Source organism: Corynebacterium sp. 51B (assembly GCF_008930785.1).
In the GTDB taxonomy this organism is placed as follows: domain Bacteria; phylum Actinomycetota; class Actinomycetes; order Mycobacteriales; family Mycobacteriaceae; genus Corynebacterium; species Corynebacterium megadyptis.
In genome coordinates this window covers 187,323-208,731 of record NZ_PQMK01000006.1, presented here as the reverse complement: position 1 = coordinate 208,731, position 21,409 = coordinate 187,323, and the positions used below count along the sequence as shown (strand labels likewise).

The window sequence follows — 21,409 nt, the reverse complement described above, 5'->3', positions numbered from 1 at the left end:
CGTTAAAACTCACCCAGTATATATGCGCTAGACTGCGCCAATCTAATCGCTGGACGAGTGGAGAATACGCTGCAGCCGCGCCGCCATAATCGGCCACGCCCAGTGCTCCAGCACATGGGCACGGCCCCGCTGGCCCATGGTACTGCGCAGGGCGTCATCATCGAGCAGGCGAACTAGCGCGTGCACCAAGCTGTCGATATCGCGGCCATCGACCACGATGCCCGTCTCCGTGGTCACGGTCTCGGGCGCACCGCCGGAGTCGCCTGCTACCACCGGCACGCCGCAGGCCTGGGCCTCCAGGTAGACGATGCCGAGCCCCTCGACGTCCAAGCCTTTGCCGCGGGTACGCGCCGGCATACTAAAGACATCGCTGGCGGCGAGCAGCTGCCGCATCTCGGTGAATTCCAGCTGGCCCATGAGATGGATGCGCTGGCTGGCATGGGAGTCGGCGTCGATAAGCGTGCGCAGCTTCTTCTCATACGAGCCGGTGCCGACCAACACAAGCCGCGCCTCGGGATGGCGGGCAAGAATGTGCGGCATGGCGCGCACCAGCTGGTCTTGCCCCTTGCGGGGCACAAGCCGCGAGATACAGATGATCAGCGGCTCATCGCCAAATCCATAGCGGGCGCGCACCTGTTGCCGCTGCGTCTCGCTCAGGGGGTGAAATAGCTCAGGATCTACTCCCGAGGGCAGCGGCTCATAGCGGGGATGGGAGCCTAGTGCTGGGCGGATCCGGCCCAAGGTGTAGTCGGAGATATAGGTGATCACATCCGCGGAGCGACCAATACCCCGCAGAATCTGCCGGGCGCCGGGCAGCATCGACCACCCGACCTCATGGCCATGGGTGGTGGCCACCACCTGGCGGGCCCCAGCCGCCCGCGCCGCCGAGCCAAGCACCGCGAGTGGGGCTGCCGCCCCAAACCATACGGTGTCGATGTCGTGCAGCGCGATGAGGCGACACATCTCCGCCTTGAGCCCCGGGGTAGGCAGCATGACGCGGCGAGGCCAGCGCACCACCGTGTACTCGGCCTGCGCGTCCCACGCCGCGGCCGCCGCAGCGTCTTGTGTGGAGGCCAACACCACAATCTCCGCGGGGTCGAGATAGGAGACAAAATCACGGAGATAGGACTGGATCCCGCCGACTGTGGGCGGGAAATCATTGGTAACAAGCAGCGTGCGGCCCATAGTCACCCCATTTTAGCGACGCACCCCAGGCCGCACAGTGGGGACTAAAAAATCACACCACACGATCCTCCCAGAGAGGACGGTGGTGTGAAGAGGTTTCGGCCGGTATTAGTAGCGGCGCGCGCCGTAGAAAGGCATGGAATCCACGGAGACGACCTGCACGGGAATACCGTAATCCGAGGCGTGAACCAGCTTGCCATCGCCGATGTACATGCCCACGTGGGTGGCTCCGGGGTAGTAGCCAACGATATCGCCCGGCTGCAGCTGATCGCGGGAGACCGGCGTGCCACCAGCCATCTGGGCCTGGGAGGTACGCGGAATGGACTTGCCCTGCTGCGCATAAGACCACACCATCAGCCCGGAGCAGTCGAAGGCGTCGGGGCCGGTTGCTCCCCAGCCATAAGGAGCGCCGAGCTTGCTCATCGCGGCATTCACCGCACTCATCCCGCCCGGGTTCGAGCTGGTGATACCGGCGAGATCGAATCCCTCGATGGGGCCGTTCTTATTTTGCCAGGCCTGGCGCAGGCTCGGCTCGAGAGCGTCGATACGCGCCTCGAGCTCGCTGGTGCGCTTGTTCAGCTCATCCTGCTCGCGCTCGAGCTTGGCACGCTGCGCTTTCAGGTCGCCGAGACGGAAATCAGCCACCGCCTTGGCTGCGGCGGCACGCTCGTGTTCCTGAGCGGCCTGGCGCAGCGCCTCCTGCAATTCCACAATGATGCGCTCATTCCGCTGGCTCAGAGCGCTCATATAGGCGGTGCGATCAATGGCGTCCTGCGGGTTATGGGCCGAGGAGATACCGGAAAGAGGGTCGAGGCTCGCACCTCGGTAGCGGGCCTTAGCCACCTGGTTCACATCGCTACGAATGCTCTCGGCGTTCTCGGCTGCTTCTTGCGCAGCCGCAGAAGCGCGCTGGAATTCCTCCGCGAGGCGAGCCGCTTCCTCATTGCTCTTGTCAATGTCGATGGAGAGCTGCTTGACTTCCTCGTTCTTCGCAGTGGCCTCGTGGGAAACCGCGTCCATCTCCTTAATCAGGCTGTCCATCTGGGCGGGGTCAGCGCTAGCGAGGGGCGCAGCAATGCTGCTGGCAGATAGGGCAAGGGCGCAGGTAATAAGCCCGAGCTTGGTGAGTTTCATGTGTTCTCCACGTGCAAGTTCGAAGTGCCGGCGCTGAAACAACAGCGTCACAGTAAAAGCTACAGCGAGCCAAGGGCTTCGCTGTGTGGTGTTCTCGCTCCCCTAGGGAGCAAACACCCAGATAGCGGGTAAGTTTAGCGTAAATTCCGCCAATACCAACCTTGGTGTGGCCACTGAGGCTTAGAGTAAATCACAGTGGTGAAAGTTATTGGCCTAGCCAGCTCGACACGGCCACTGCCTTGCCCACCCCCGAACGTAGGCGGCGGGCGAAGGAGGTCTAAGAGCACCGGCGACCCAGCGAATGCCGAGGCGCCGCCATAACGGCAAAACCGCAGACCGTACGTTGGTCTGCGGTGTGCTGTCACGGCTAGTATAGCCGGTGGCTCTTAGAAACGAACCACGGAGTGGATCGGCATGTAGTCGAGCGGACGCTCGCCCACTGGGGTGCCGGACTGCAAGGCATCGATGATGGTGCCGTTGCCCACGTAGATGCCCACGTGGGAAGCGCCGCCGTAGTAGGCAACGATGTCACCGGGCTGGATCTGGGACAGCGGCACGCGAATGCCAGCCGCTGCTTGCTGCTGAGAGGTGCGCGGGATGGACTTGCCCACCTGGGAATAGACCCAAGAGGTGAAGCCGGAGCAGTCGAAGGCGTTCGGGCCGGAAGCACCCCACACGTAGGGAGCGCCAGTCTTGGAGCGGGCAATGCTCACGATGCGGTCACCGACGGAGTTCGAGGACGCCGGAGCGATAGAGCGGCTGACCCCAGCCTGGCCGGGAACCTGCACGGGCAGCTGAGAGCTCAGCTGGCCGGTATCAACGATGTTGTTGATCTCTGCCGGCACACTGGGAACGTTCGGTACGGCCGGGATGCTAGGAACGTTCGGCACGCCGGGAACGGACACGTTGCCGACGACCGGCACGTTGATGTCGAGGGCCTGAGCCGGAGTGGCCAGTGCGGCGGAGGCACCGGCAGCGACAGCGGTTGCGGCTGCTGCGTTGCGAACGATACGGCTTGCGCTACGACGATTGTGATTACCCATTTGAAACTTTTCCACGTCTTCCTTGTTTGAACCGGCCGGGTTAGCTGACGGGCTAGGCATCCGGAAGGCCTCCCATCCTCGCGCCGCACTCTCTATAATGAGCACTCTTGCGAGAATTTCACCCCAGATATTTAGGTGGTTCCCCGGCTCCGGCGGCATCCTCGTGATCGGAGTTGATCAGAGACTGTGCCGGATTAGGTCTGGCTTATTCTTTTCGGTAGATGTTCGTCGGTGGCGACCAGATCGTTTTTTACTCTCTGCTTCGTCCCGCGAAGTCTCGTTTAGGTTACGAAACGGCAACGATACTTGTCCAGCTTTCAGCAAAATCGAGGCGCTGTTATCAAGTCGTAATCTTCCAGTGACCATTCAGTGATCGGAACGGGCGATCTCAGCACGACCAGACAACGACCGAAGCCCACCCCTCCAACCTGCAGTTTTTCACATATTTTTGGCCTATGCTGCGCCGATAGTGGGAGGGCCCCAAGGTCACGCAGCCGGTCAAAATTATTTTTTGTGACCTTCCCCACTATGGCCGTTATCGGGCCGTGATCGTGCCCTTAACGTTATCTCAGCGCGACCAAAAATAGCCCTAGGATGTCTGAGGAGTAGCGCCGAGAACGATCGTCTGCCCCGCCGAGCACGGCGCCGCACCGGCCGGCGAGAGGGCGGTACAGCCCCGCGAACCGTGTGCTGGCCCGTGGCGGGCTCTAGGACGATGTGGGGACTCTAGGACGCTGTGGGGGATCTTCCCCGCTGCGCGAGGAGAGGCTGACTGTGCTGCCTACCAAGGCGTTAGTGGCGGTGTCTCCCCCACCGTACGGGCCACAGTTGGATGTGCGGGTCCTAGAGTAAGGGCGCCGCACATAAGAGAAGGACCCTCACCCCAAGGGTGAAGGTCCTTGACTCTATGACGCAGTAGTCTCAGTACAGAATATGTACTTCAGGTGTGACGCTAGTCGCGGCCGGCATCCTTGTCGGCGCGGCGATTAGCCTCGTTGAGGTTCTCGAGCATGGTGCGCTCTTCCTCTTCGTTGGCGTGCTCGATCTCGGCAGCGCGGCGAGCGACGTCCTCGCTGTCGGCCTTCCACAGGCCGCGACCCGGGTGCCCACCGAAACCAAGCTGGTTCGGCTGGTTCGGCACCTTGGCGCCTGCGTAATCGAGCGGAATCTGGTGTCCGTGCTCGTCCACCGGGCCGATGGGCTGGTGAACTTCCACGTACTCGCCGTGCGGCAGGCGCACGATCACGCCGGTTTCCACGCCGTGCTCCAGCACCTCGCGGTCAGCGCGCTGGAGGCCAACGCAAATGCGGTAGGTGATGAAGTAGGAGATCGGCGGCAGCAGGATGAGGCCGATACGACCAACCCACGTCATGGCGTTGAGCGAGATATCGAAGTGATAAGCGAAGAGGTCGTTACCACCAGAGACGGTCAGCAGTCCGTAGAAGACCAAGGCCATCACGCCGATACCGGTACGCACCGGAACGTCGCGGGGACGCTGCAGCAGATTGTGGTGCTCGTCGTCGCCAGTGATCTTCTTCTCGATCCACGGGTAGGCGAAGAGCAGGACCACGAGGACGCCCAGCATGATGGCAACCCAGAACACGGCCGGGATGGTGTGGTTACCGATGTACAGCTCCCACGCCGGCATAACACGGGCGGCACCGTCAGTCCACAGCATGTAGATATCGGGCTGGGAACCAGCGGAGACCTGTGCCGGGTTATAGGGGCCAATGTTCCAGATGGCGTTGATCGTGGTGATACCTGCCATGAGGGCCAGAGCGCCGGCGGTGATGATACCGAAGGCGGAGGCCTTCAGCGCGAACACCGGGAGAATACGGACGCCCACAACGTTGTTCTCGGTGCGGCCTGCGCCCGGGAACTGGGTGTGCTTCTGGAACCATACGATCGCCAGGTGTGCACCGATCAGCGCCAGGATGATGCCCGGCAGGATCAGCACGTGGGCGATGTAGAAGCGGTCCAGCATGATCTCGGAGGGGAAGTCTCCACCGAAGATCAGCCAGTGCATCCAGGTACCGATGATCGGCATACCCACGATGATGGCGGACATAATGCGCAGACCCACACCGGAGAGCAGATCGTCCGGCAGGGAGTAGCCGAAGAAGCCCTCGGCGACGGACAGCAGCATCAGCACGCTACCGATGATCCAGTTAGCTTCACGCGGGCGTCGGAACGCGCCGGTGAAGAAGATACGCATCATGTGCACGATGATGGAGATCGCAAAGGCCAGGGCGGCCCAGTGGTGCATCTGTCGAATAAACAGACCACCACGCACCTCGAAGGAGATGTTCAGCGCGGTCTCGTAGGCACGAGACATCTCCACACCGTTGAGCGGTGCGTAGGCACCGTCGTAGATGACCTTGGAGATTGACGGATCGAAGAACAGGGTCAGATAGACACCCGTAACGATCAGGATAATGAAGCTGTACAGCGCGATCTCACCGAGCATGAAGGACCAGTGAGTCGGGAACACCTTGTTAATTTGGGTGCGCAGGAAGCCGGCTCCGCTGTAGCGAGAGTCAATGGCTTCTGCGCGCTCAGCTAGTTTATTGCTCATGATTTACGCTCCCAGAATGCCGGTCCGACAGACTCGATAAAGTTGCCTGCGGCGACGAGGTAACCATCTTCATCGACGGTAATGGGCAGCTGCGGCAGTGCACGAGCGGCGGGGCCGAACACCGGCTTGCCGTAGTGCAAAGCGTCGAACTGCGATTGGTGACAGGGGCACAGGATTCGGTTGGTCTGGGCCTCGTAGAGCGAGGTCGGGCAACCGATGTGCGTGCAGATCTTGGAGTAGGCGTAGTAGTCGCCGTAGTGGAAGTTTTCCTGTCCGACACGCTCGATCACCTTGGCAGCGTCGGCGCTGCGCAGACGGATCAACATGACGGCGTTACGCGGACCGTGGATCGAGTGCATGTGCTCCTCGTAGACCATGGCCTGCTTGTCGTAGCGGTCACCGTCGTTGACGTACTCGTCAGGAAGCGGGAACACCGTCTCCATCGAGGCAGCCAACAGGTCTTCGGGACGCATACGCACCAGACGGGTCACACCCTGGGTGGTGTAGTGCCCATCGTGCTTCTCCGCGGTCACGCCGGTGTCGCGGCCCAAGTACAGCTTGGTGCCGTGCTCGGAGAGAGTCCAGCCGGACGTCCAGAGGGTACCGTCACCCTGGATGCCCAACTCGTGAGGCTTCCACGGGTTCTTCACCATGCCGCCAAGCGGGGCCAGGATTCCCAGGCCAGCGACGGCTGCGCCGGCGCCCATGACACCCTTGAGCATCTTGCGACGCCCCAGAGTGGAGGTCTCCCATGCGTCGTTGAGCAGCGCGCCGAGGGTCTTTGCATCGACCTCAGCGGAGCCGCCGTCGTGACGCTGCTGGACGGAGATCTCTTCGGGGATGAACTTCTTCACATAGGTGACTACGCCCATACCCATCGAGATGATGCCCAGACCGGCAGTCAGGCCCAACATCGGGGTGTAGAAGGTGTAGAGCCACAGTCCCTCTTGGCCGAGCGCCTTGTACTGCCACGGCCAGAAGAGGTAGATCGCCATGAAGGCGAGCATGAGAACGATGCCCGCGATGAAGAAGAAAGCGACCGAGCGCTCGGCTCGCTTCTCAGCGGGGTCATTCTCAATCGGGAAGCGCTCCTTGCGGTACGCAACCGTGACGTCATCAAGCTCGGTGCCGAGACGGGCGAGCTCCTCGTTGCTCATCGCAGCGAGTTCTTGCGAGGTGTATTCTTTGCTGTTTTTGCTCATGAGCGCGATCCAATCCACAGAGCAGCAGCGATAAGCGCTGCCATACCGGCAAGCCACATGAACATACCCTCAGCCACTGGGCCGAGGCCGCCGAGGCTCCAACCACCGGGGCTCGGGGTTTCCTTCGTGGACTTGATGTACGCGATGATGTCCTTCTTCTCGTCCAGCGAGAGCTGACGATCGGAGAACTTCGGCATGTTCTGAGGGCCAGTGAGCATAGCCTGGTAGATCTCTTGCTCGTTGGCGGGATCCAGAACCGGGGCGTACTTGCCGGAGGAGAGCGCACCGCCACGTCCGGTGAAGTTGTGGCACGACGCACAGTTGAGGCGGAAGAGTTCGCCACCGCGGGCGACGTCTGCCGGATCGATAGTGCCGTCGTAGTGGCTGCCGCGCAGGGACTCCATGGCGATGGTGCCGTCCTCGTTCTTCACGAGGCCGGGACCGCCACCGTTGGCGTCCACGTATGCGGCGAGTGCCAATGCCTGGTGCTCGTTATAACGCGGGGTCTTGCGCTGTGCCTGTGCCTCATTGCGCAGCATCGGCATACGGCCGGAGTGCACTTGGAAGTACACGGCGCCTTCGCCAACACCGATCAGGGAGGGACCGCGTCCCTCAACACCCTGAAGGTTGGTGCCGTGGCACGTGATGCAGGCTACGTCGTAGATGTCCTTGCCCTCTTGAACGAGAGCGGCATCGTCTTTTTGGGCGGTTGCTACCTGTGCATCGGGGGTCAGTGCGTGAGCCAGCAGGCCGGCGCCAGTCAGACCCACCGTGAGTGCAAGAGCACCCGCGACGGAACGGCGTGCCTTACGCCGCGTCCGGGTCTTCTTTGCTTCCGCGGACTTCGCCGCAGAAACATCGTGTGGTGTGGTATCCATCATTTTCCTTTTTCGGGTTTCGGAAAGTGAAGGGCTGTTGATCCGCGACCACTCCTTCTGCCCTCCCGCATCACTGCCTGCCTGTCACAGACTGCGGTTGAGAGCCAGAAATGGCGCTAGACCGATACGGCCTACTGAATGAAGTAAATGGTTGCGAACAGGGCAATCCAGACAACATCGACGAAGTGCCAGTAGTAGGACACTGCCATTGCTGCGGTTGCCTGTGCCGGCGTGAACTTGGACTTCGCAATACGAAGCAGGACGACCACAAAGGCCAGAACGCCCGCGAGGACGTGGGCTGCGTGGAAGCCAGTCGTAATGAAGAAGACCGAGCCGTAGACACTGCTCTGAATAGTCAAGCCGTGCTCGACCAAGTGGTAGTACTCATATGCCTGGCCAACGAGGAAGATCGCGCCCAACAGTGCAGACAGTGCATACCACCGGCGGAGACCGAAGACGTCACCCCTTTCTGCTGCAAAGACGCCCCACTGTGCGGTGAAGGACGACGAAATAAGGATCGCCGTGATCATCATCGCGTAGGGGACATTGAGGTGGCCCGTTCCCTCGTCCCACGAAACTCCCTGGCCATTGGCGCGGGAGACGAAGTACATGGCGAACAGACCACAGAAGAACATCAATTCCTGAGACAGGAACACGATCGTTCCCACACTGACCATGTTGGGTCGGTTCAGTGCGGCAACGCGCTGTGTTGCTGCCGTTCCTGAGTTATTTACTGCGCTCGTCACGCTTCTAAGTATGACTGATTCCTAAGGAAGATTCATCATCTACCCCCGATATAGCGCCAACTTTTTCCGTTTTCCCAGTTCGCACTCGAGGGTTTTCTAAGAATTTAAGAAGTTTTCGATGAGCCGGGAACTTTTTGTAACCGCATCCGACGCCCCTCCGTCGGCGGTGGCAACTACTCCCCCAGGCGGGCCCGCGGCGTGATCGTCGAGGATCTCAGCAGCGTGTGCCCAATTCTCTCGCGCACTGCTATCTCTGCGGGCGAAAGTGAGTATGCGTTTATGCTAGCGGATCAGTGCTTATTAACTCTCATAAATGCACCCTAAGAACGGCGAGATTCATCTCACAACCTCGGACAACCGGACTTCGACCCCCATAGTTACCCCCATGCGGAGGCCCTTTCCGCGCGAAGATTCACCTCCCCCACCCTCAATAAGGAGAGGTCGTCACGCCGCCCCCAAACCACGCCGACGACAGCTCGGGTTCTTAGGCTGACCTTAGATACAACACACGCGGCACCCGCCTCAATCGAAAGTGAGGTGGGTGCCGCGTGAAAGTTTTTGTGAGCTATACGGGCCGTGCGTAGGAAGCAGACAACCTACACACCGCGGGCCCGTCTAACCATTGCCCAGGAAAAGACTTAGTGCTTTTCCTTCGGGATGCCGTACTGCAGGTTGAGCATGGTGGTGGACCAGATAACCAGGACCGCACCGAAGCCAATCATCCAGTAGTGCATGTAGATGATGCCCGCGCCCAGCACGAAGATGGAACCAGACATCACGGCCGGCCAGATGGAGCTCGTGGAGAAGAAGCCGTAGGTGCCGGCACCGTCTTCCACTTCTGCTTCCTCCCAGTCCTGCGGGAGGATATCTTGGCGCTTCTCAGTGAAGTGGAAGTAGCCCGCGAGCATCAGGGTCATGAGAGTGGAGATCACCAGCATGGTGATACCGATCCACTCGCCGCCCGGCAGGTTTCCGGAGTCTTCAACGAAGATGGTCGCGAAAATGTAGATGATGGACGCCGCACCAATGTATGCGGTGAGGGCGTACAAGAGTTTAGAGCTGACCTTCATGTTTCTTGACCTCGTTTCCTAGTTGCCCGCGTTAGCGCCGGGCTTGTCGAGGAAGTTCCCGCCATCGCGAGAGTCCTCACGGCCAGAGACGAACGGAGCGGTGGAGGTGGCGTAGGGGGCCTCGCCGATGGACTCCAGAGCGGACGCATTGGTGGCCTGCGGATTATTAATACGGTACTCGAGGTACTGCTTGAACTTCTCGGGGGAGACTGCACGAACCTCGAAGTTCATCATGGCGTGGTAGGTACCGCACATCTCAGCGCAGCGACCCACGAAGGCGCCTTCCTTATCGATGCTCGTGATCTGGAACTCACGCTGAGACTTATTAGCCTCCGGGTGGGAGTACACGTCACGCTTGAAGAGGAACTCCGGTACCCAGAAGGAGTGGGAGACGTCAGCGGAGGCCAACTGGAAGGAGATCGCGGTGTTGGTCGGCAGGACCAGAACCGGAACCTCTTCGGTGGTGCCGACGGTCTCGATCTTGTTGTAGCGGAGGTACGAACGATCGTTCAGGGACGTGCCGTGAATCGGGTTCGGGTTCTTCACACCCTCGGGATCCTTAGCGGATGCCTCGGCTGCAGCCTGACGCTCCTCATCGATGCCCTGGTACTCATTACCGGTCGGGGTGAACTGGCCGTCCACCTCTTGGTAGCCGAACTTCCAGTTCCACTGATACGCGGTCACGTCCACGGTCACCTTCGGATCCTTATCCAAAGCGGTGACGCGGTCCTGGGTCTGCACGGTGAAGAAGAACAGTGCCATCACAATGATGATCGGCACGCCGGTGAGCACGAGCTCAAGGGGGATGTTGTACTGGGTCTGGCGCGGGAACTCGTCCTTGCCAGCCTTCTTGGCGCGCTTTGCGGAGAACCCGAAGATCGAGTAGATCATGAGTCCCCACATGATGATGCCGATGATCCAGGCCGCAACCCAGACCCACACCCAGAAGTTACCCATCTCGTACGACTCGGGGGTCACACCCTCGGGCCAACCCATGCGCAGGGCATGGAAAAAGCCGTTATCAGGTGGGGTGACGTCACAACCAGTCAGCGCGAGTGCGCTGACACCGGTGACGCCTGCAAGCATCGCCTTGCGCGAAATACCACGCTTTTTACGCTGTTCCACGTGTGTCTGCCTTCCTGTCCACACAAAAACTTTGTGAGTGCCCAGAGCTGCGAGCTCGTCCTAAGACACTCTCTTAACTAAGCAGAGTACTGCATATCGGCTGTTTTTCCATGTTGCTTGTCATGATTCTTTAAGGATTCGGCCGATTCCTGAAAATTCTCTGAGGATTGTCCTCGGCACTTCCTGCCACAACGAGAGCGACGCCCGTCAATATTGTGCCCTAAGTCACCAGTTTTGGGGCGGGCCGTTCTCCCCCGTTCGGGCGTAGCCGCTCCCCCGCTCGCGCTCGCATCATAGCGAGGTTCGCGGCCGCACCATGGCGCGTATCGAGGCTACACGGCCCTCAACCCAGCCCACGTAACGCTTAGGGCTCAACGTGATCACGGCTGTACTATTGGGAACGGCGTAGCGAGCCCTTGAGTTGATACGTCGTGGATACGCCGCGCGCTGAGGTGCTGCGGCCGAGCCCGCGCCACCTCAGGCGCCATAACGCGTGCCCCTCACGGGGATCCCACAGCAGTGTCGCTCGCGCCCGAGCGCACCGTCGGCACTGTACGCTACGTCCTTAAATATCTATAGCCCTCTGACACTCTTTAGGAATCGAGGAACCAGCCCGACTATGTGTGGTCTTCTTGGAATGCTCACCGCCGAGGCGAATGCCGCCGACTTTCAACACGCCGTGGAGCAGGCGCTGCCCTGCATGCACCACCGCGGCCCCGACGCCTCGGGCACCTGGCACGATGAGCATGCTGTCTTTGGCTTCAATCGCCTCTCTATCATCGACCTCGCACATTCCCATCAGCCCCTGCACTGGGGCCCGGAGGGCGAGCCGGATCGTTACTCGATGACCTTCAACGGCGAGATCTACAACTACATCGAATTGCGGGAGACCCTGCGCAAGGAGGGCTATACCTTCCACACCGATGGCGATACTGAAACTATTGCCGTGGGCTATCACCACTGGGGCGATAAGGTGGTCGAGCACCTGCGCGGCATGTTCGCCATCGCTATCTGGGATACCAAGGAGCAGGTCCTCTTCTTGGCCCGCGATCAGTTCGGCATTAAGCCGCTCTATTTCGCCACCACCCCGGCCGGCACGGTGTTTTCCTCCGAGAAGAAGACCATTCTCTCCATGGCGGAGGCCATCGGTCTGGACTTGGACCTTGACTATCGCGCCATCGAGCACTACGTGGACTTGCAGTATGTGCCGGAGCCGGAGTCGCTCCACGAGGATATTCGCCGCCTCGAGTCGGGTTGCTTCGCCACGGTGCGTCCGGGCGAGAACTTGGTGCAGCAGCGCTATTTCCGCCCGCAGTTCAACACCACCCCCGTGGCCAAGGGTGCCGAGCAGGATCTTTTCGACCGTATCGCTCGGGCGCTGGAGGATAGCGTCGAAAAGCATATGCGTGCAGATGTGACCGTCGGCTCGTTCCTCTCTGGCGGTATCGACTCCACCGCCATCGCCACCCTCGCTAAGCGGCACAATCCGAACCTGTTGACCTTCACCACCGGCTTCGAGCGCGAGGGCTATTCCGAGGTGGATGTGGCGGCGGAGTCCGCAGAGGCGATCGGCGTCGAGCACATCGTGAAGATCGTCTCCCCAGAGGAATACGCCACGGCGATTCCGCGGATCATGTGGTACCTGGATGATCCGGTGGCGGACCCCTCGCTGGTGCCGCTGTATTTCGTGGCGCAGGAGGCCCGTAAGCACGTCAAGGTGGTGCTGTCCGGCGAGGGCGCCGATGAGCTCTTCGGCGGCTACACAATATATAAGGAGCCGCTGTCGCTGGCGCCCTTTGAGAAGGTCCCCTCTCCCCTGCGCGCGGGGCTGCGTCGCCTCGGCGCTGTGCTGCCCGAGGGCATGAAGGGCAAGTCGCTGCTCGAGCGCGGCACGATGACGATGGAGGAGCGCTACTACGGCAATGCGCGCTCCTTTAACTTCGAGCAGATGCAGCGGGTGATCCCGTGGGCGAGCCGCGAGTGGGATCACCGGGAGGTCACAGCCCCGATCTACGCCGAGTCCACCCACATGGATCCGGTGGCGCGCATGCAGCACCTCGATCTCTTCAGCTGGATGCGCGGCGATATCTTGGTCAAGGCCGACAAGATCAATATGGCCCACTCCCTTGAGCTGCGCGTGCCCTTCCTCGATAAGGAAGTTTTCGCCGTGGCGGAGACCATCCCGCACGAGCTCAAGATCGCGCAATCCACCACCAAGTACGCGCTGCGGAAGGCCATGGAGCAGATCGTGCCCGCGCACGTGCTCCACCGCAAGAAGCTGGGCTTCCCCGTCCCGATGCGTCACTGGCTGGCCGGCGATGAACTGCACGGCTGGGCGCAGGACACCATCAACGAGTCCCAGACCGAGGAGATCTTCAATAAGCCTGAGGTGCTGAAGATGCTCGCCGAGCACCGCGCCGGCACCTCGGATCACTCCCGTCGCCTGTGGACGGTGCTGGCCTTCATGGTCTGGCACGGCATCTTCGTGGAAAAGCGCATCGATCCGCAGATCGAGCAGCGCGACTACCCGGTGGATCTCTAAACCACCCCAAACAGCACAACAGCCCAGCATCCCGCACAATCGGGAGCTGGGCTGTGGTGTGTGTATGGACGCTTATCGACGCCGCGCTCCACTCACACGTGCGTGCTTAGTGGAAGGAGTCGCCGCAGGCACAGGAGCCGGTGGCGTTCGGGTTGTCGATGGTAAAGCCCTGGGCTTCGATGGTGTCGGAGAAATCAATGGTGGCGCCGGCGAGATACGGGGTGCTCATCTTGTCCACGACGAGCTTCACGCCGCCGACCTCATCCATCTTGTCGCCGTCCAGGGAACGGTCGTCGAAGTAGAGCTGATAACGCAGACCAGAGCAGCCGCCAGGCTGCACGGCGATACGCAGGGAGAGATCTTCGCGCCCCTCCTGCTCGAGCAGGGCCTTCGCCTTCGCGGCGGCAGCCTCGGTGAGGATTACTCCGGTGGCGGATTCGGGTGCAGTCATGGTGAGTGGATTCTCCTTATAGTTATTGAGTCATACGACACACGGCCGTCCTCGCGGGAGGTGGGCTGATGCCGTGCCCCAGGCGCGGACGCTGCTGTCATCTCAGTGGCACCAAGGCTACCGCGTGCCTCTACTGAGTGTAAACACATCCTCACAGGCACCTATTCCCCACCCTGTGTTCGCCGGCGGGAAGCCTGCGGACAGCGCTGCGGCCCGCCGCGGCGCCGCTCGGGCGGGGGTGCGCCACCGCCACCGCGTACCCGTATCACCTGCCGCGCCGGCCAGCGTGGGTACTTCGCGCGCGCCGATGGGTATCTCTGGGGAATCTTTTACTAGCCTATTAGGCGTGAAACTACCGTGGCAGAAGAATCAAGACGAGACCGCATCCGACGCCCCCGCTGACACAAGCGCTGCGGCGGAGCATTCCACCGACTCCGAGGAGCAGCACCCGCGAGGCTATACCCCGAAGAAGGGCCGCCCCACCCCGAAGCGCAATGAGCGCGAGCGCGAGCGCGGGGTGCGCCGCGAGCACTTCTCCGCACCGGAGACGCGCGCCGAGGCCCGCGCGCGGCGGAAGAAGTTCAAGGAGTCGATGACGAAGGAGGAGTACAAGGAGTACAAGGCGCGGCAGAAGCGGCAGCGCCGCGAGGAGCAGCGCCGGATCCAAGAGGGCATGGACCGCGGCGAGGAGCGCTATCTCCTCGAGCGCGATAAGGGCGAGGTGCGTGGCTTCGCCCGCGACTGGGTGGATGCCCGCCGGTTCATCACCAATATGATGATGCCGCTGGCCCTGATCCTGCTGTTTATCATGCTGGTCTCTAATGCCGTGCCGCAGATTTCGATGGCGGCATCGGTGATCGCGATGATCATTATGCTGGCGATCTTCATCGAAGGCATCATCATGGGCCGCCGCGTGAATAGGGCCGCCCGGCTGAAGTTCCCCGGCTCCACCGAGCCTGGTTTCGGTTTGGGCTTCTACGCCTTCTCCCGCGCCGGCCAGCCTCGCCGCTGGCGTTCCCCGCGCCCGCGCGTAGAGATTGGCGCCGAGGTCTAAAGCCATGCTGAAAGGTGCGCGATGCGTCATCTGATTCTCGGCGGGGCCCGCAGTGGCAAGTCGGGCTATGCCGAAGCGCTGCTCGACGATGCCGCGGATGTGCTCTATGTGGCCACCGCTCGGCCGTGGCTGGGGGATGAGGATTTCGCCGCCCGCATCGCCGAGCATCAGCGTCGCCGTGATCCGCGGTGGCGCACGGATGATTCTTCCGATCTTCTCGCTGTGCTGCGCACCCCGCCTGCCGCGACTCTGCTGGTGGACGATCTGGGCACGTGGATCACCCATGAGCTCGACCGCGCCCAGGCGTGGGAGGCACCGCGCGGCACTATCCACCCGCGCTGCACGGCGCTTATCGACGCCATCTCCTCGCTGCCCGCATCCACCACATTGGTAGTGGTCAGCCCAGAGGTGGGCATGGGTGTGATCCCCGAACACCGCTCCGGCCGGCTTTTTCGCGATGAGCTGGGCTGGCTCAACGCGCAGCTCGCCGCGGTGATGGACCGCGTCACCTTGGTGGTCGCCGGCCAGGCGCTGCCCTTGAAAAAATGAAATTCTCGGTGCTGCGGCCGTATTCTGGGTACGTCTGATCCCCAATGCGGAAACCACCCGCGGTTTCCCGTGCCAACATAAGGAGCTGTCTCATGGAGTCCCTGCCCTCCGCCTCCGATCTATTTGCCAAGGTAGATCCCCCTAGCACTGCGGCGCGGCAGGCGGCGATCGCACACCAAGCGGACCTGACGAAGCCTGTGGGCGCCCTCGGCCGCTACGAAGAGATCGGCATCTGGATCTCCTCCTGCCAGGACCAGTGCCCGCCGCGCACCATTACTCAGCCCACCATTGTGGTTTTCGCTGGCGATCACGGCATCGCCGCCAATGGTGTTTCCGCCTATCCTTCTGAGGTCTCGATTCAGATGGCGGAGAATATCCGCCACGGCGGCGCCGCGATCAATGTGCTGGGACGGGCCGCCGGCGCCGAGGTGCGGCTGGTGGATGTCTCCCTCGAACACGATGTGTGGGGCGATGAGCGCGTTTCTCGTTCCTGCGGTTCGATCGACCGCGAAGATGCCATGACTAATGAGCAGGTGGTGCGCGCCCTCGAGATCGGCAAGCGCATCGCCGATGAAGAAATCGATCGCGGCGCGGATCTCCTCATCGCCGGTGACCTCGGCATCGGCAATACCACCCCGGCGGCTGCTCTCACCGGCGTCGCCACCCGCCTGGAGCCCGTCGTGGTGGTCGGCCGCGGCACCGGCATCGACGATGAAGGCTGGAAACGCAAGGTCGCCGCGGTGCGGGATGCCATGTTCCGCGCTCGCTTGCTCAACCGGGAACCCGTCAGTGTGCTGCGCACCATCGGCTCGCCGGATCTGGCCGCCATGGCTGGTTTCCTCGCCCAGGCTGCGGTGCGCCGCACCCCCGTGATCCTCGACGGCGTCGTCGTCACCGCCGCCGCGCTCTGGGCCAACCGCCTCGCTCCCGGCGCGCGGCAGTGGTGGATCGCGGGACACCGTTCCGTGGAGCCGGCGCATAGCGCCGCACTCGAAGCCTTGGATCTCACCCCAGTTCTAGATTTCGGTATGCGCCTCGGGGAGGGCTCCGGCGCCGCCGCTGCCCTGCCGATCGTGCGCGCTGCTGTAGACATCATGACGGATATGGCCACGTTCAGCTCTGCTGGGGTCTCCACCCACAACGAGGACGAGAGTGTCGGGTAAAGCGGGTCCCTCCGGCAGTGGCCGCCACGGCCATCCGCTGTGGGAGGGGCCAGCCACCATCTTTTCTTGGCTCACCGTTCTCCCCCTCCGCGGGGCCACGGTTTTCGATACCACCACTGGTCGGCGGGCCATGACCTCCGTGCCGCTGGTCGGCCTCGCCCTCGGCGCGGTCGCCACCCTGATCGCGCTGCTCAGCGCACCCGCCTCCGCCGCGCTGGCCGCGGTGCTCATCGTGGTGGCGGTGCAACTCTTGAGCCGCCTCATGCACCTTGATGGGCTGGCGGATGTCGGTGATGCGCTGGGCTCCTATGCCCCTCCGGAGCGGGCACGCGAGATTCTTGGCGATCGCTATACCGGGGCGCTGGGCATGGGCGCGGTCCTGCTCGCCCTGCTCACCCAGGTGGCGGGGCTGGCCACTGTTCTCGGCGCAGTATCCCCGTCGGCCGCGCTGCTGCTGGCCCTGCTCAGTATCTTCTTTCTCTCCCGGTGGTCGGCGCTGGTGGTGTGTCGTCGCAGTGCCTCGCCGCAGCGGCAGGCGCTCTCTCCCACCGGTTTCGGGGCGCTCATCATGGGCACCGTGCCCGCGTGGCGGGTGGCCGCATGGGCCGCCGGTTTCGTCGTGATTTCCGCTGCGGGGTGGCTCGCCCTGGGTGCTCCTGGCATGGCTGCGGCCACGATCCTGGGCACCACGGTGATCTGGCTCTGTGCCGAGGGCCTGGTGCGCCATATGGCTCGCCGCTTCGGCGGACTCAATGGAGACTGCACCGGCGCGATCATCGAGATCACCACCGCTCTTGCCGCCGTGGCCTATGGACTCAGCCTCTCCTACCTCGCCTCTTAAGTGCAGGGGGAGGCGGCGGGGGTGGCCCGGCATGCTCCCGCCGCAGCCGTTGTGGACACGTCTACATCGTGGAGATAATTCCCGCCCCGAGCGCGAAGCAATGAATAAATTTTCCGCGGCCACATCAGCAATGTTTCCCCAGCGCACACAGCATTTTTTACTTATTGCCCCTTAGTGAGCGAGCAATTAATCTCCTCTGTGCAAGTGTTCAGAAAGCCACGATTGTGGCACCACAAGAGGGAGACACACTTTGTCCTTCGTCCTATCCATTAATGAGATCGTTGATGGCCCCATCAAGGATCTATACCTCGAGTTCGGCGGCAACAACTGCTGCCCGCCCCCGGCACCGGCGATCCTGCCGAACCTCACCACCGTAGATTTCTCCGGTGCGCACTTCGGCTCCACCGATCTGCTCGACCTCAACATCGATCTCTCGGCTCTCTAAGCCACCCTTAGATTTAAGCGATACATCTCACGCACACAACAACACCGGCGCTCCCCTTCTCTTAAGGGGCAGCGCCGGTGTTGTCTGCTATGACTCAGCCGCTTAGGCCTCGATGAGAGTATGAATCCAGCCGTGCGTATCCTCCACGGTGCCGCGCTGGATACCCGTGAGGTGATTGCGCAGCTCCATGGTGACCGTGCCGGTGGCACCGCCGGCGATCTCAAAATCGCCGTGGGCGGACTTCACCGCGCCCACTGGGGTAATCACAGCCGCGGTTCCGCACGCCAGGGCCTCGGTCATGGCCCCCGAGGTGGCGTCGTCACGCCACTGCTCCTTCGACACCAGCTTCTCCTCCACCTGATAGCCGAGATCGCGGGCCACCTGCAGCAGAGAATCACGGGTCACGCCGGGAAGCAGGGAGCCGGACAGGGCGGGGGTCACCACGGTGACATCCTCCCCCTCGCCGTAGACGAACATGAGATTCATGCCGCCCATCTCCTCGATGTAGTTCAGCTCGATAGAGTCCAGCCACACCACCTGGTCGCAGCCCTTTTCTTCCGCCTGGGCCTGGGCCAAGAGCGAGGCAGCGTAGTTGCCAGCACACTTGGCCGCACCGGTACCACCGCGGGCGGCGCGGATGAAGTCTTCGCAAATCCACACCGACACGGGCTTGATACCCCGCGAGAAATAGGCGCCGGCCGGGGAGGCGATGAGCACATAGGTGTAGCTATTCGCCGGGTGCACGCCCAGGGAGGTCTCGGTGGAGATCATGAAGGGGCGCAGGTACAGAGATTCCTCGCCGCCGGCGGCCGGAACCCAGTCGCGATCAATATCCACCAGCTGGCGGATGGACTCGAGGAATACCTCTTGGGGCAGCTGCGGCATGGCCAAGCGGTGCGCCGAGTTCTGGAAACGCGCAGCGTTGGCATAGGGGCGGAAGGTGACAATGGAGCCATCCTCATGCCGATAGGCCTTCAGCCCTTCGAAAATGGCCTGCCCATAATGAAAGACATTCGTGGCCGGATCAAAGGACAGCGGGCCATAGGGGCGCACCTGGGCGTCGTGCCATCCCTTATCGTGGGACCACTCAATGGTCACCATGTGATCGGTGAAGTGCTTGCCAAACCCCGGGGCCTCAAGAATCTTCGCGATCTCAGCGGCGGGGGTGGGGTTCTCGTTCTTCCTAATGGTGAACTCTAAATCTTGCATGGTATTAAGCTACTCCCTCTCTGGTTTCCGAGCCCTGATTACCCTAAGTTTCGGGCAACCAACTCGCGGCGACGCTTCTCTGCTCACGCTAGGCTGGTGGAAGTCTTATTCACAAGACGCTGTCGGCGCCACCGACCACAGTTCGGCGTCGATAAGCATTGACCGCTGTACAGAAAGGATTGCGAACCATATGGCGAACTCCCTGCCCGCGCGCGGCTACCTGCCTGAATTGAAGCGAAGCAAGAAGCTGGAGAAGAACACCTCCGTGCTGCTCGTGCCCGTTTATGAGGGCGAGAGCGAATTGGAGCTGCCCGTACTGGGGCCGCTGGACGATGCCTCGGCGCGCTCCCTGTGCGCTGCGCTGAGCGCTGTCGGCGCGACCGGCAAGGCCGGCACCGTGCACACTGTGCCCGCCCCGAAAAAGCTCAAGGTAGAGGCAGTCGCCGCGGTGGGTTTGGGCGCTGCCGAGGACTCCGATGCGGAGACGATTCGCCGTGCCGCTGGTAACGCCATGCGTAGCCTGCCCGAGCACGCCGTTGTGGCCACCACCCTCTCTGAGCTCAATACCGCAGCCGCCGTCGAGGGCTGTGCGCTGGGCGCGTATGACTATCGCGGACTGCGCACTGAAGGCGAGAGTACCCGGCCTACGTCGGTGACCTTCCTTGGCGCCGATAAGAAGGACTTCGAGGCCGCCGTGATTGTGGCCGAGTCCGTGGCGCTGTGCCGCGACCTCGTCAATACCCCCTCCTCGCACCTCTACCCCGAGTCCTATGCATCCTTCGTGGCCGAAGAAGCCGCGAAGGTGGGGCTGCAGGCCACCGTGCTGGATGAGAAGAAGCTCGCCAAGCGCGGCTTTGGCGGCATCCTCGCCGTGGGCATGGGCTCGTCCCGCACCCCGCGGCTGGTGCGCCTGGAGTGGAAGCCGAAGAAGGCGAAGACCCACGTGGGCTTGGTGGGCAAGGGCGTGACCTTCGATACCGGCGGCATCTCCATCAAGCCGGGCGCCAATATGGAGAACATGATCTCCGATATGGGCGGCTCCGCGGCCATGATCGCCACCATCGTTGCCGCCGCCCGCCTCGAGCTGCCGGTGCAGATCACCGCCACCATCCCGCTGGCGGAGAACATGCCGGGTGGCAAGGCCTACCGTCCGGGCGATGTAATCACCCACTATGGCGGCACCACCTCCGAGATTCAGAACACCGACGCCGAGGGCCGCCTCATCCTGGCGGATGCCTTGGTGCGCGCCAGCGAGGACAATCCGGACTATCTCATCGATAGCGCCACCCTCACCGGCGCCCAGGTGGTCGCTTTGGGCGATCGCACCTCCGGTGTGATGGGCGATGAGACTCTCCGCGAGCGCATTGCCGCCACTGGCCGCGATGCAGGTGAACCGACATGGGCCATGCCGATTCCGGAGGAGATCGCCGAGCAGTTCTCCTCGCCTTCCGCGGATCTGCGCAACATTGGCACCAACCGCTCCGCCGGCATGATGCAGGCCGGCTATTTCCTCAGCCGCTTCGTCGGCGAGGGCATCCCGTGGGCCCACATCGATATCGCGGGCCCCGCCTTCAACACCACCGCCGTCCACGGCTACACCCCGAAGCGCGCCACCGGTGTTCCGGTGCGCACCTTGGTGGATCTGCTCCGTGACATCTCGGTCAATGGTTAAAGACCTGCACCCATGACTAATCCCATCCACCTCGGTGGATGGGATTTTTCCTTTTCTCTGCCTTCTACCTAGGGCTACTTATCGACGCCGCCCTCGGGCTCATTGTGTCTCTTTTCCCACTCCTCACGCCGCTGCCGCTGTTCCTCGCGCTTGCGGAGGATACGGTCACGTTCGATTCGCTCGCGCATCCTTTGCGGATACCCCGTCTCCTCCACATCGAAGAGGCCGATACCCAGCGCGGAGGCGGTGGCGTTGATGCCCTTGGGCCCGCCAATCCGGCGGCGGATGAAGTCCCCATGCTCATCCACCAACACCACGCTCATCTCATTCACCAGCGTTTCGGGCTCGACGAAGCCCTCCACGAAGCCACGGCCCTGCATCCATGCGCGCAGCTCGGCGAGATCGGCGTCCCGGATGGATCCGGTGGCGCTGCGGGGAGCCTTGAGTCCCTTTTTGGATCTGCCACGGTTGAAAAGATTGAACATGACACATCATTCTACAAGCCCCCTGCGATAAGGCGGGGCT

19 protein-coding genes and 1 riboswitch are annotated in these 21,409 nt (G+C 62.1%); of the genes, 7 read left to right on the top strand and 12 right to left on the bottom strand.

Annotated features, from left to right (window positions below):
* Window positions 1-42 precede the first annotated feature (42 nt).
* The 9 genes from GBB14_RS08650 to GBB14_RS08610 form a co-directional block, all read right to left on the bottom strand.
* On the bottom strand, window positions 43-1,185 hold the full coding sequence (locus GBB14_RS08650) for a glycosyltransferase family 4 protein (RefSeq protein ID WP_151529251.1): 1,143 nt from the start codon (window positions 1,183-1,185) through the stop codon (window positions 43-45).
* A 108-nt stretch (window positions 1,186-1,293) separates the two neighbouring features.
* Complete coding sequence (locus GBB14_RS08645; RefSeq protein WP_151529250.1) at window positions 1,294-2,319, bottom strand: NlpC/P60 family protein; 1,026 nt, start codon at window positions 2,317-2,319, stop codon at window positions 1,294-1,296.
* A 386-nt stretch (window positions 2,320-2,705) separates the two neighbouring features.
* On the bottom strand, window positions 2,706-3,362 hold the full coding sequence (locus GBB14_RS08640; protein WP_151529266.1) for a C40 family peptidase: 657 nt from the start codon (window positions 3,360-3,362) through the stop codon (window positions 2,706-2,708).
* A gap of 13 nt (window positions 3,363-3,375) precedes the next feature.
* A riboswitch (cyclic di-AMP (ydaO/yuaA leader) is annotated at window positions 3,376-3,551 on the bottom strand.
* 763 nt (window positions 3,552-4,314) lie between these two features.
* Window positions 4,315-5,937 carry a cytochrome bc complex cytochrome b subunit gene (locus GBB14_RS08635; protein WP_151529249.1) on the bottom strand — a complete coding sequence of 541 codons (1,623 nt, stop codon included), beginning with the start codon at window positions 5,935-5,937 and terminating at the stop codon, window positions 4,315-4,317.
* Window positions 5,934-7,139 carry a ubiquinol-cytochrome c reductase iron-sulfur subunit gene (locus GBB14_RS08630; protein WP_151529248.1) on the bottom strand — a complete coding sequence of 402 codons (1,206 nt, stop codon included), beginning with the start codon at window positions 7,137-7,139 and terminating at the stop codon, window positions 5,934-5,936. The genes GBB14_RS08635 and GBB14_RS08630 overlap by 4 nt, the downstream gene beginning before the upstream one ends.
* Window positions 7,136-8,017 carry a c-type cytochrome gene (locus GBB14_RS08625; protein WP_151529265.1) on the bottom strand — a complete coding sequence of 294 codons (882 nt, stop codon included), beginning with the start codon at window positions 8,015-8,017 and terminating at the stop codon, window positions 7,136-7,138. The genes GBB14_RS08630 and GBB14_RS08625 overlap by 4 nt, the downstream gene beginning before the upstream one ends.
* 131 nt (window positions 8,018-8,148) lie before the next feature.
* Window positions 8,149-8,763 (bottom strand): heme-copper oxidase subunit III, encoded by a 615-nt coding sequence (locus tag GBB14_RS08620; protein WP_151529247.1) that lies wholly within the window; start codon window positions 8,761-8,763, stop codon window positions 8,149-8,151.
* A gap of 638 nt (window positions 8,764-9,401) precedes the next feature.
* Window positions 9,402-9,833, bottom strand: a complete 432-nt coding sequence (locus GBB14_RS08615) for a cytochrome c oxidase subunit 4 (protein ID WP_151529246.1) — start codon at window positions 9,831-9,833, stop codon at window positions 9,402-9,404.
* Window positions 9,834-9,851: 18 nt separating this feature from the next.
* Window positions 9,852-10,958: a cytochrome c oxidase subunit II gene (locus GBB14_RS08610; RefSeq protein ID WP_151529245.1), complete on the bottom strand. Its 1,107-nt coding sequence runs from the start codon at window positions 10,956-10,958 to the stop codon at window positions 9,852-9,854.
* A 619-nt stretch (window positions 10,959-11,577) separates the two neighbouring features.
* Between GBB14_RS08610 and asnB the strand changes: the two genes are divergently transcribed.
* The gene (asnB, locus tag GBB14_RS08605) at window positions 11,578-13,500 is read left to right on the top strand and encodes an asparagine synthase (glutamine-hydrolyzing) (RefSeq protein ID WP_151529244.1); all 1,923 of its coding nucleotides are present in this window, start codon (window positions 11,578-11,580) and stop codon (window positions 13,498-13,500) included.
* A 106-nt stretch (window positions 13,501-13,606) separates the two neighbouring features.
* Here the strand turns inward: asnB and erpA are convergent, their stop codons facing one another.
* Entirely contained in the window at window positions 13,607-13,951 is a 345-nt protein-coding gene (gene erpA, locus GBB14_RS08600) for an iron-sulfur cluster insertion protein ErpA (protein ID WP_151529243.1), read from the bottom strand.
* A 346-nt stretch (window positions 13,952-14,297) separates the two neighbouring features.
* Between erpA and GBB14_RS08595 the strand changes: the two genes are divergently transcribed.
* The 5 genes from GBB14_RS08595 to GBB14_RS08575 all read left to right on the top strand — a co-directional run bounded on the left by GBB14_RS08595 (window position 14,298) and on the right by GBB14_RS08575 (window position 18,003).
* Entirely contained in the window at window positions 14,298-15,005 is a 708-nt protein-coding gene (locus GBB14_RS08595; RefSeq protein WP_151529242.1) for a DUF3043 domain-containing protein, read from the top strand.
* Window positions 15,006-15,026: 21 nt separating this feature from the next.
* Entirely contained in the window at window positions 15,027-15,554 is a 528-nt protein-coding gene (locus tag GBB14_RS08590) for a bifunctional adenosylcobinamide kinase/adenosylcobinamide-phosphate guanylyltransferase (RefSeq protein ID WP_151529241.1), read from the top strand.
* Window positions 15,555-15,646: 92 nt separating this feature from the next.
* The gene (gene cobT, locus GBB14_RS08585; protein WP_151529240.1) at window positions 15,647-16,717 is read left to right on the top strand and encodes a nicotinate-nucleotide--dimethylbenzimidazole phosphoribosyltransferase; all 1,071 of its coding nucleotides are present in this window, start codon (window positions 15,647-15,649) and stop codon (window positions 16,715-16,717) included.
* Window positions 16,707-17,558: an adenosylcobinamide-GDP ribazoletransferase gene (locus tag GBB14_RS08580; protein WP_151529239.1), complete on the top strand. Its 852-nt coding sequence runs from the start codon at window positions 16,707-16,709 to the stop codon at window positions 17,556-17,558. The genes cobT and GBB14_RS08580 overlap by 11 nt, the downstream gene beginning before the upstream one ends.
* Window positions 17,559-17,808: 250 nt before the next feature.
* The gene (locus tag GBB14_RS08575; RefSeq protein WP_151529238.1) at window positions 17,809-18,003 is read left to right on the top strand and encodes a hypothetical protein; all 195 of its coding nucleotides are present in this window, start codon (window positions 17,809-17,811) and stop codon (window positions 18,001-18,003) included.
* Window positions 18,004-18,105: 102 nt separating this feature from the next.
* Here GBB14_RS08575 and GBB14_RS08570 read toward each other — a convergent pair whose 3' ends face one another.
* The gene (locus GBB14_RS08570) at window positions 18,106-19,212 is read right to left on the bottom strand and encodes a branched-chain amino acid aminotransferase (protein ID WP_151529237.1); all 1,107 of its coding nucleotides are present in this window, start codon (window positions 19,210-19,212) and stop codon (window positions 18,106-18,108) included.
* 190 nt (window positions 19,213-19,402) lie between these two features.
* Between GBB14_RS08570 and GBB14_RS08565 the strand changes: the two genes are divergently transcribed.
* Window positions 19,403-20,884: a leucyl aminopeptidase gene (locus tag GBB14_RS08565; protein ID WP_151529236.1), complete on the top strand. Its 1,482-nt coding sequence runs from the start codon at window positions 19,403-19,405 to the stop codon at window positions 20,882-20,884.
* 74 nt (window positions 20,885-20,958) lie between these two features.
* Here the strand turns inward: GBB14_RS08565 and GBB14_RS08560 are convergent, their stop codons facing one another.
* A complete protein-coding gene (locus tag GBB14_RS08560; protein WP_151529235.1) occupies window positions 20,959-21,369 on the bottom strand; it encodes an oxidoreductase in 411 nt (136 codons plus the stop codon).
* Window positions 21,370-21,409: the final 40 nt, after the last annotated feature.

Excerpts from the sequence above, each read along its gene's own strand:
- GBB14_RS08565 (WP_151529236.1), top strand. The coding sequence starts at position 19,403 with ATGGCGAACTCCCTGCCCGCGCGCGGCTACCTGCCTGAATTGAAGCGA.
- GBB14_RS08635 (WP_151529249.1), bottom strand. The coding sequence starts at position 5,937 with ATGAGCAATAAACTAGCTGAGCGCGCAGAAGCCATTGACTCTCGCTAC.
- GBB14_RS08650 (WP_151529251.1), bottom strand. The coding sequence starts at position 1,185 with ATGGGCCGCACGCTGCTTGTTACCAATGATTTCCCGCCCACAGTCGGC.
- GBB14_RS08625 (WP_151529265.1), bottom strand. The coding sequence starts at position 8,017 with ATGGATACCACACCACACGATGTTTCTGCGGCGAAGTCCGCGGAAGCA.
- cobT (WP_151529240.1), top strand. The coding sequence starts at position 15,647 with ATGGAGTCCCTGCCCTCCGCCTCCGATCTATTTGCCAAGGTAGATCCC.
- GBB14_RS08640 (WP_151529266.1), bottom strand. The coding sequence starts at position 3,362 with ATGGGTAATCACAATCGTCGTAGCGCAAGCCGTATCGTTCGCAACGCA.
- asnB (WP_151529244.1), top strand. The coding sequence starts at position 11,578 with ATGTGTGGTCTTCTTGGAATGCTCACCGCCGAGGCGAATGCCGCCGAC.
- GBB14_RS08570 (WP_151529237.1), bottom strand. The coding sequence starts at position 19,212 with ATGCAAGATTTAGAGTTCACCATTAGGAAGAACGAGAACCCCACCCCC.
- GBB14_RS08645 (WP_151529250.1), bottom strand. The coding sequence starts at position 2,319 with ATGAAACTCACCAAGCTCGGGCTTATTACCTGCGCCCTTGCCCTATCT.
- GBB14_RS08630 (WP_151529248.1), bottom strand. The coding sequence starts at position 7,139 with ATGAGCAAAAACAGCAAAGAATACACCTCGCAAGAACTCGCTGCGATG.
- GBB14_RS08590 (WP_151529241.1), top strand. The coding sequence starts at position 15,027 with ATGCGTCATCTGATTCTCGGCGGGGCCCGCAGTGGCAAGTCGGGCTAT.
- GBB14_RS08615 (WP_151529246.1), bottom strand. The coding sequence starts at position 9,833 with ATGAAGGTCAGCTCTAAACTCTTGTACGCCCTCACCGCATACATTGGT.
- erpA (WP_151529243.1), bottom strand. The coding sequence starts at position 13,951 with ATGACTGCACCCGAATCCGCCACCGGAGTAATCCTCACCGAGGCTGCC.
- GBB14_RS08560 (WP_151529235.1), bottom strand. The coding sequence starts at position 21,369 with ATGTTCAATCTTTTCAACCGTGGCAGATCCAAAAAGGGACTCAAGGCT.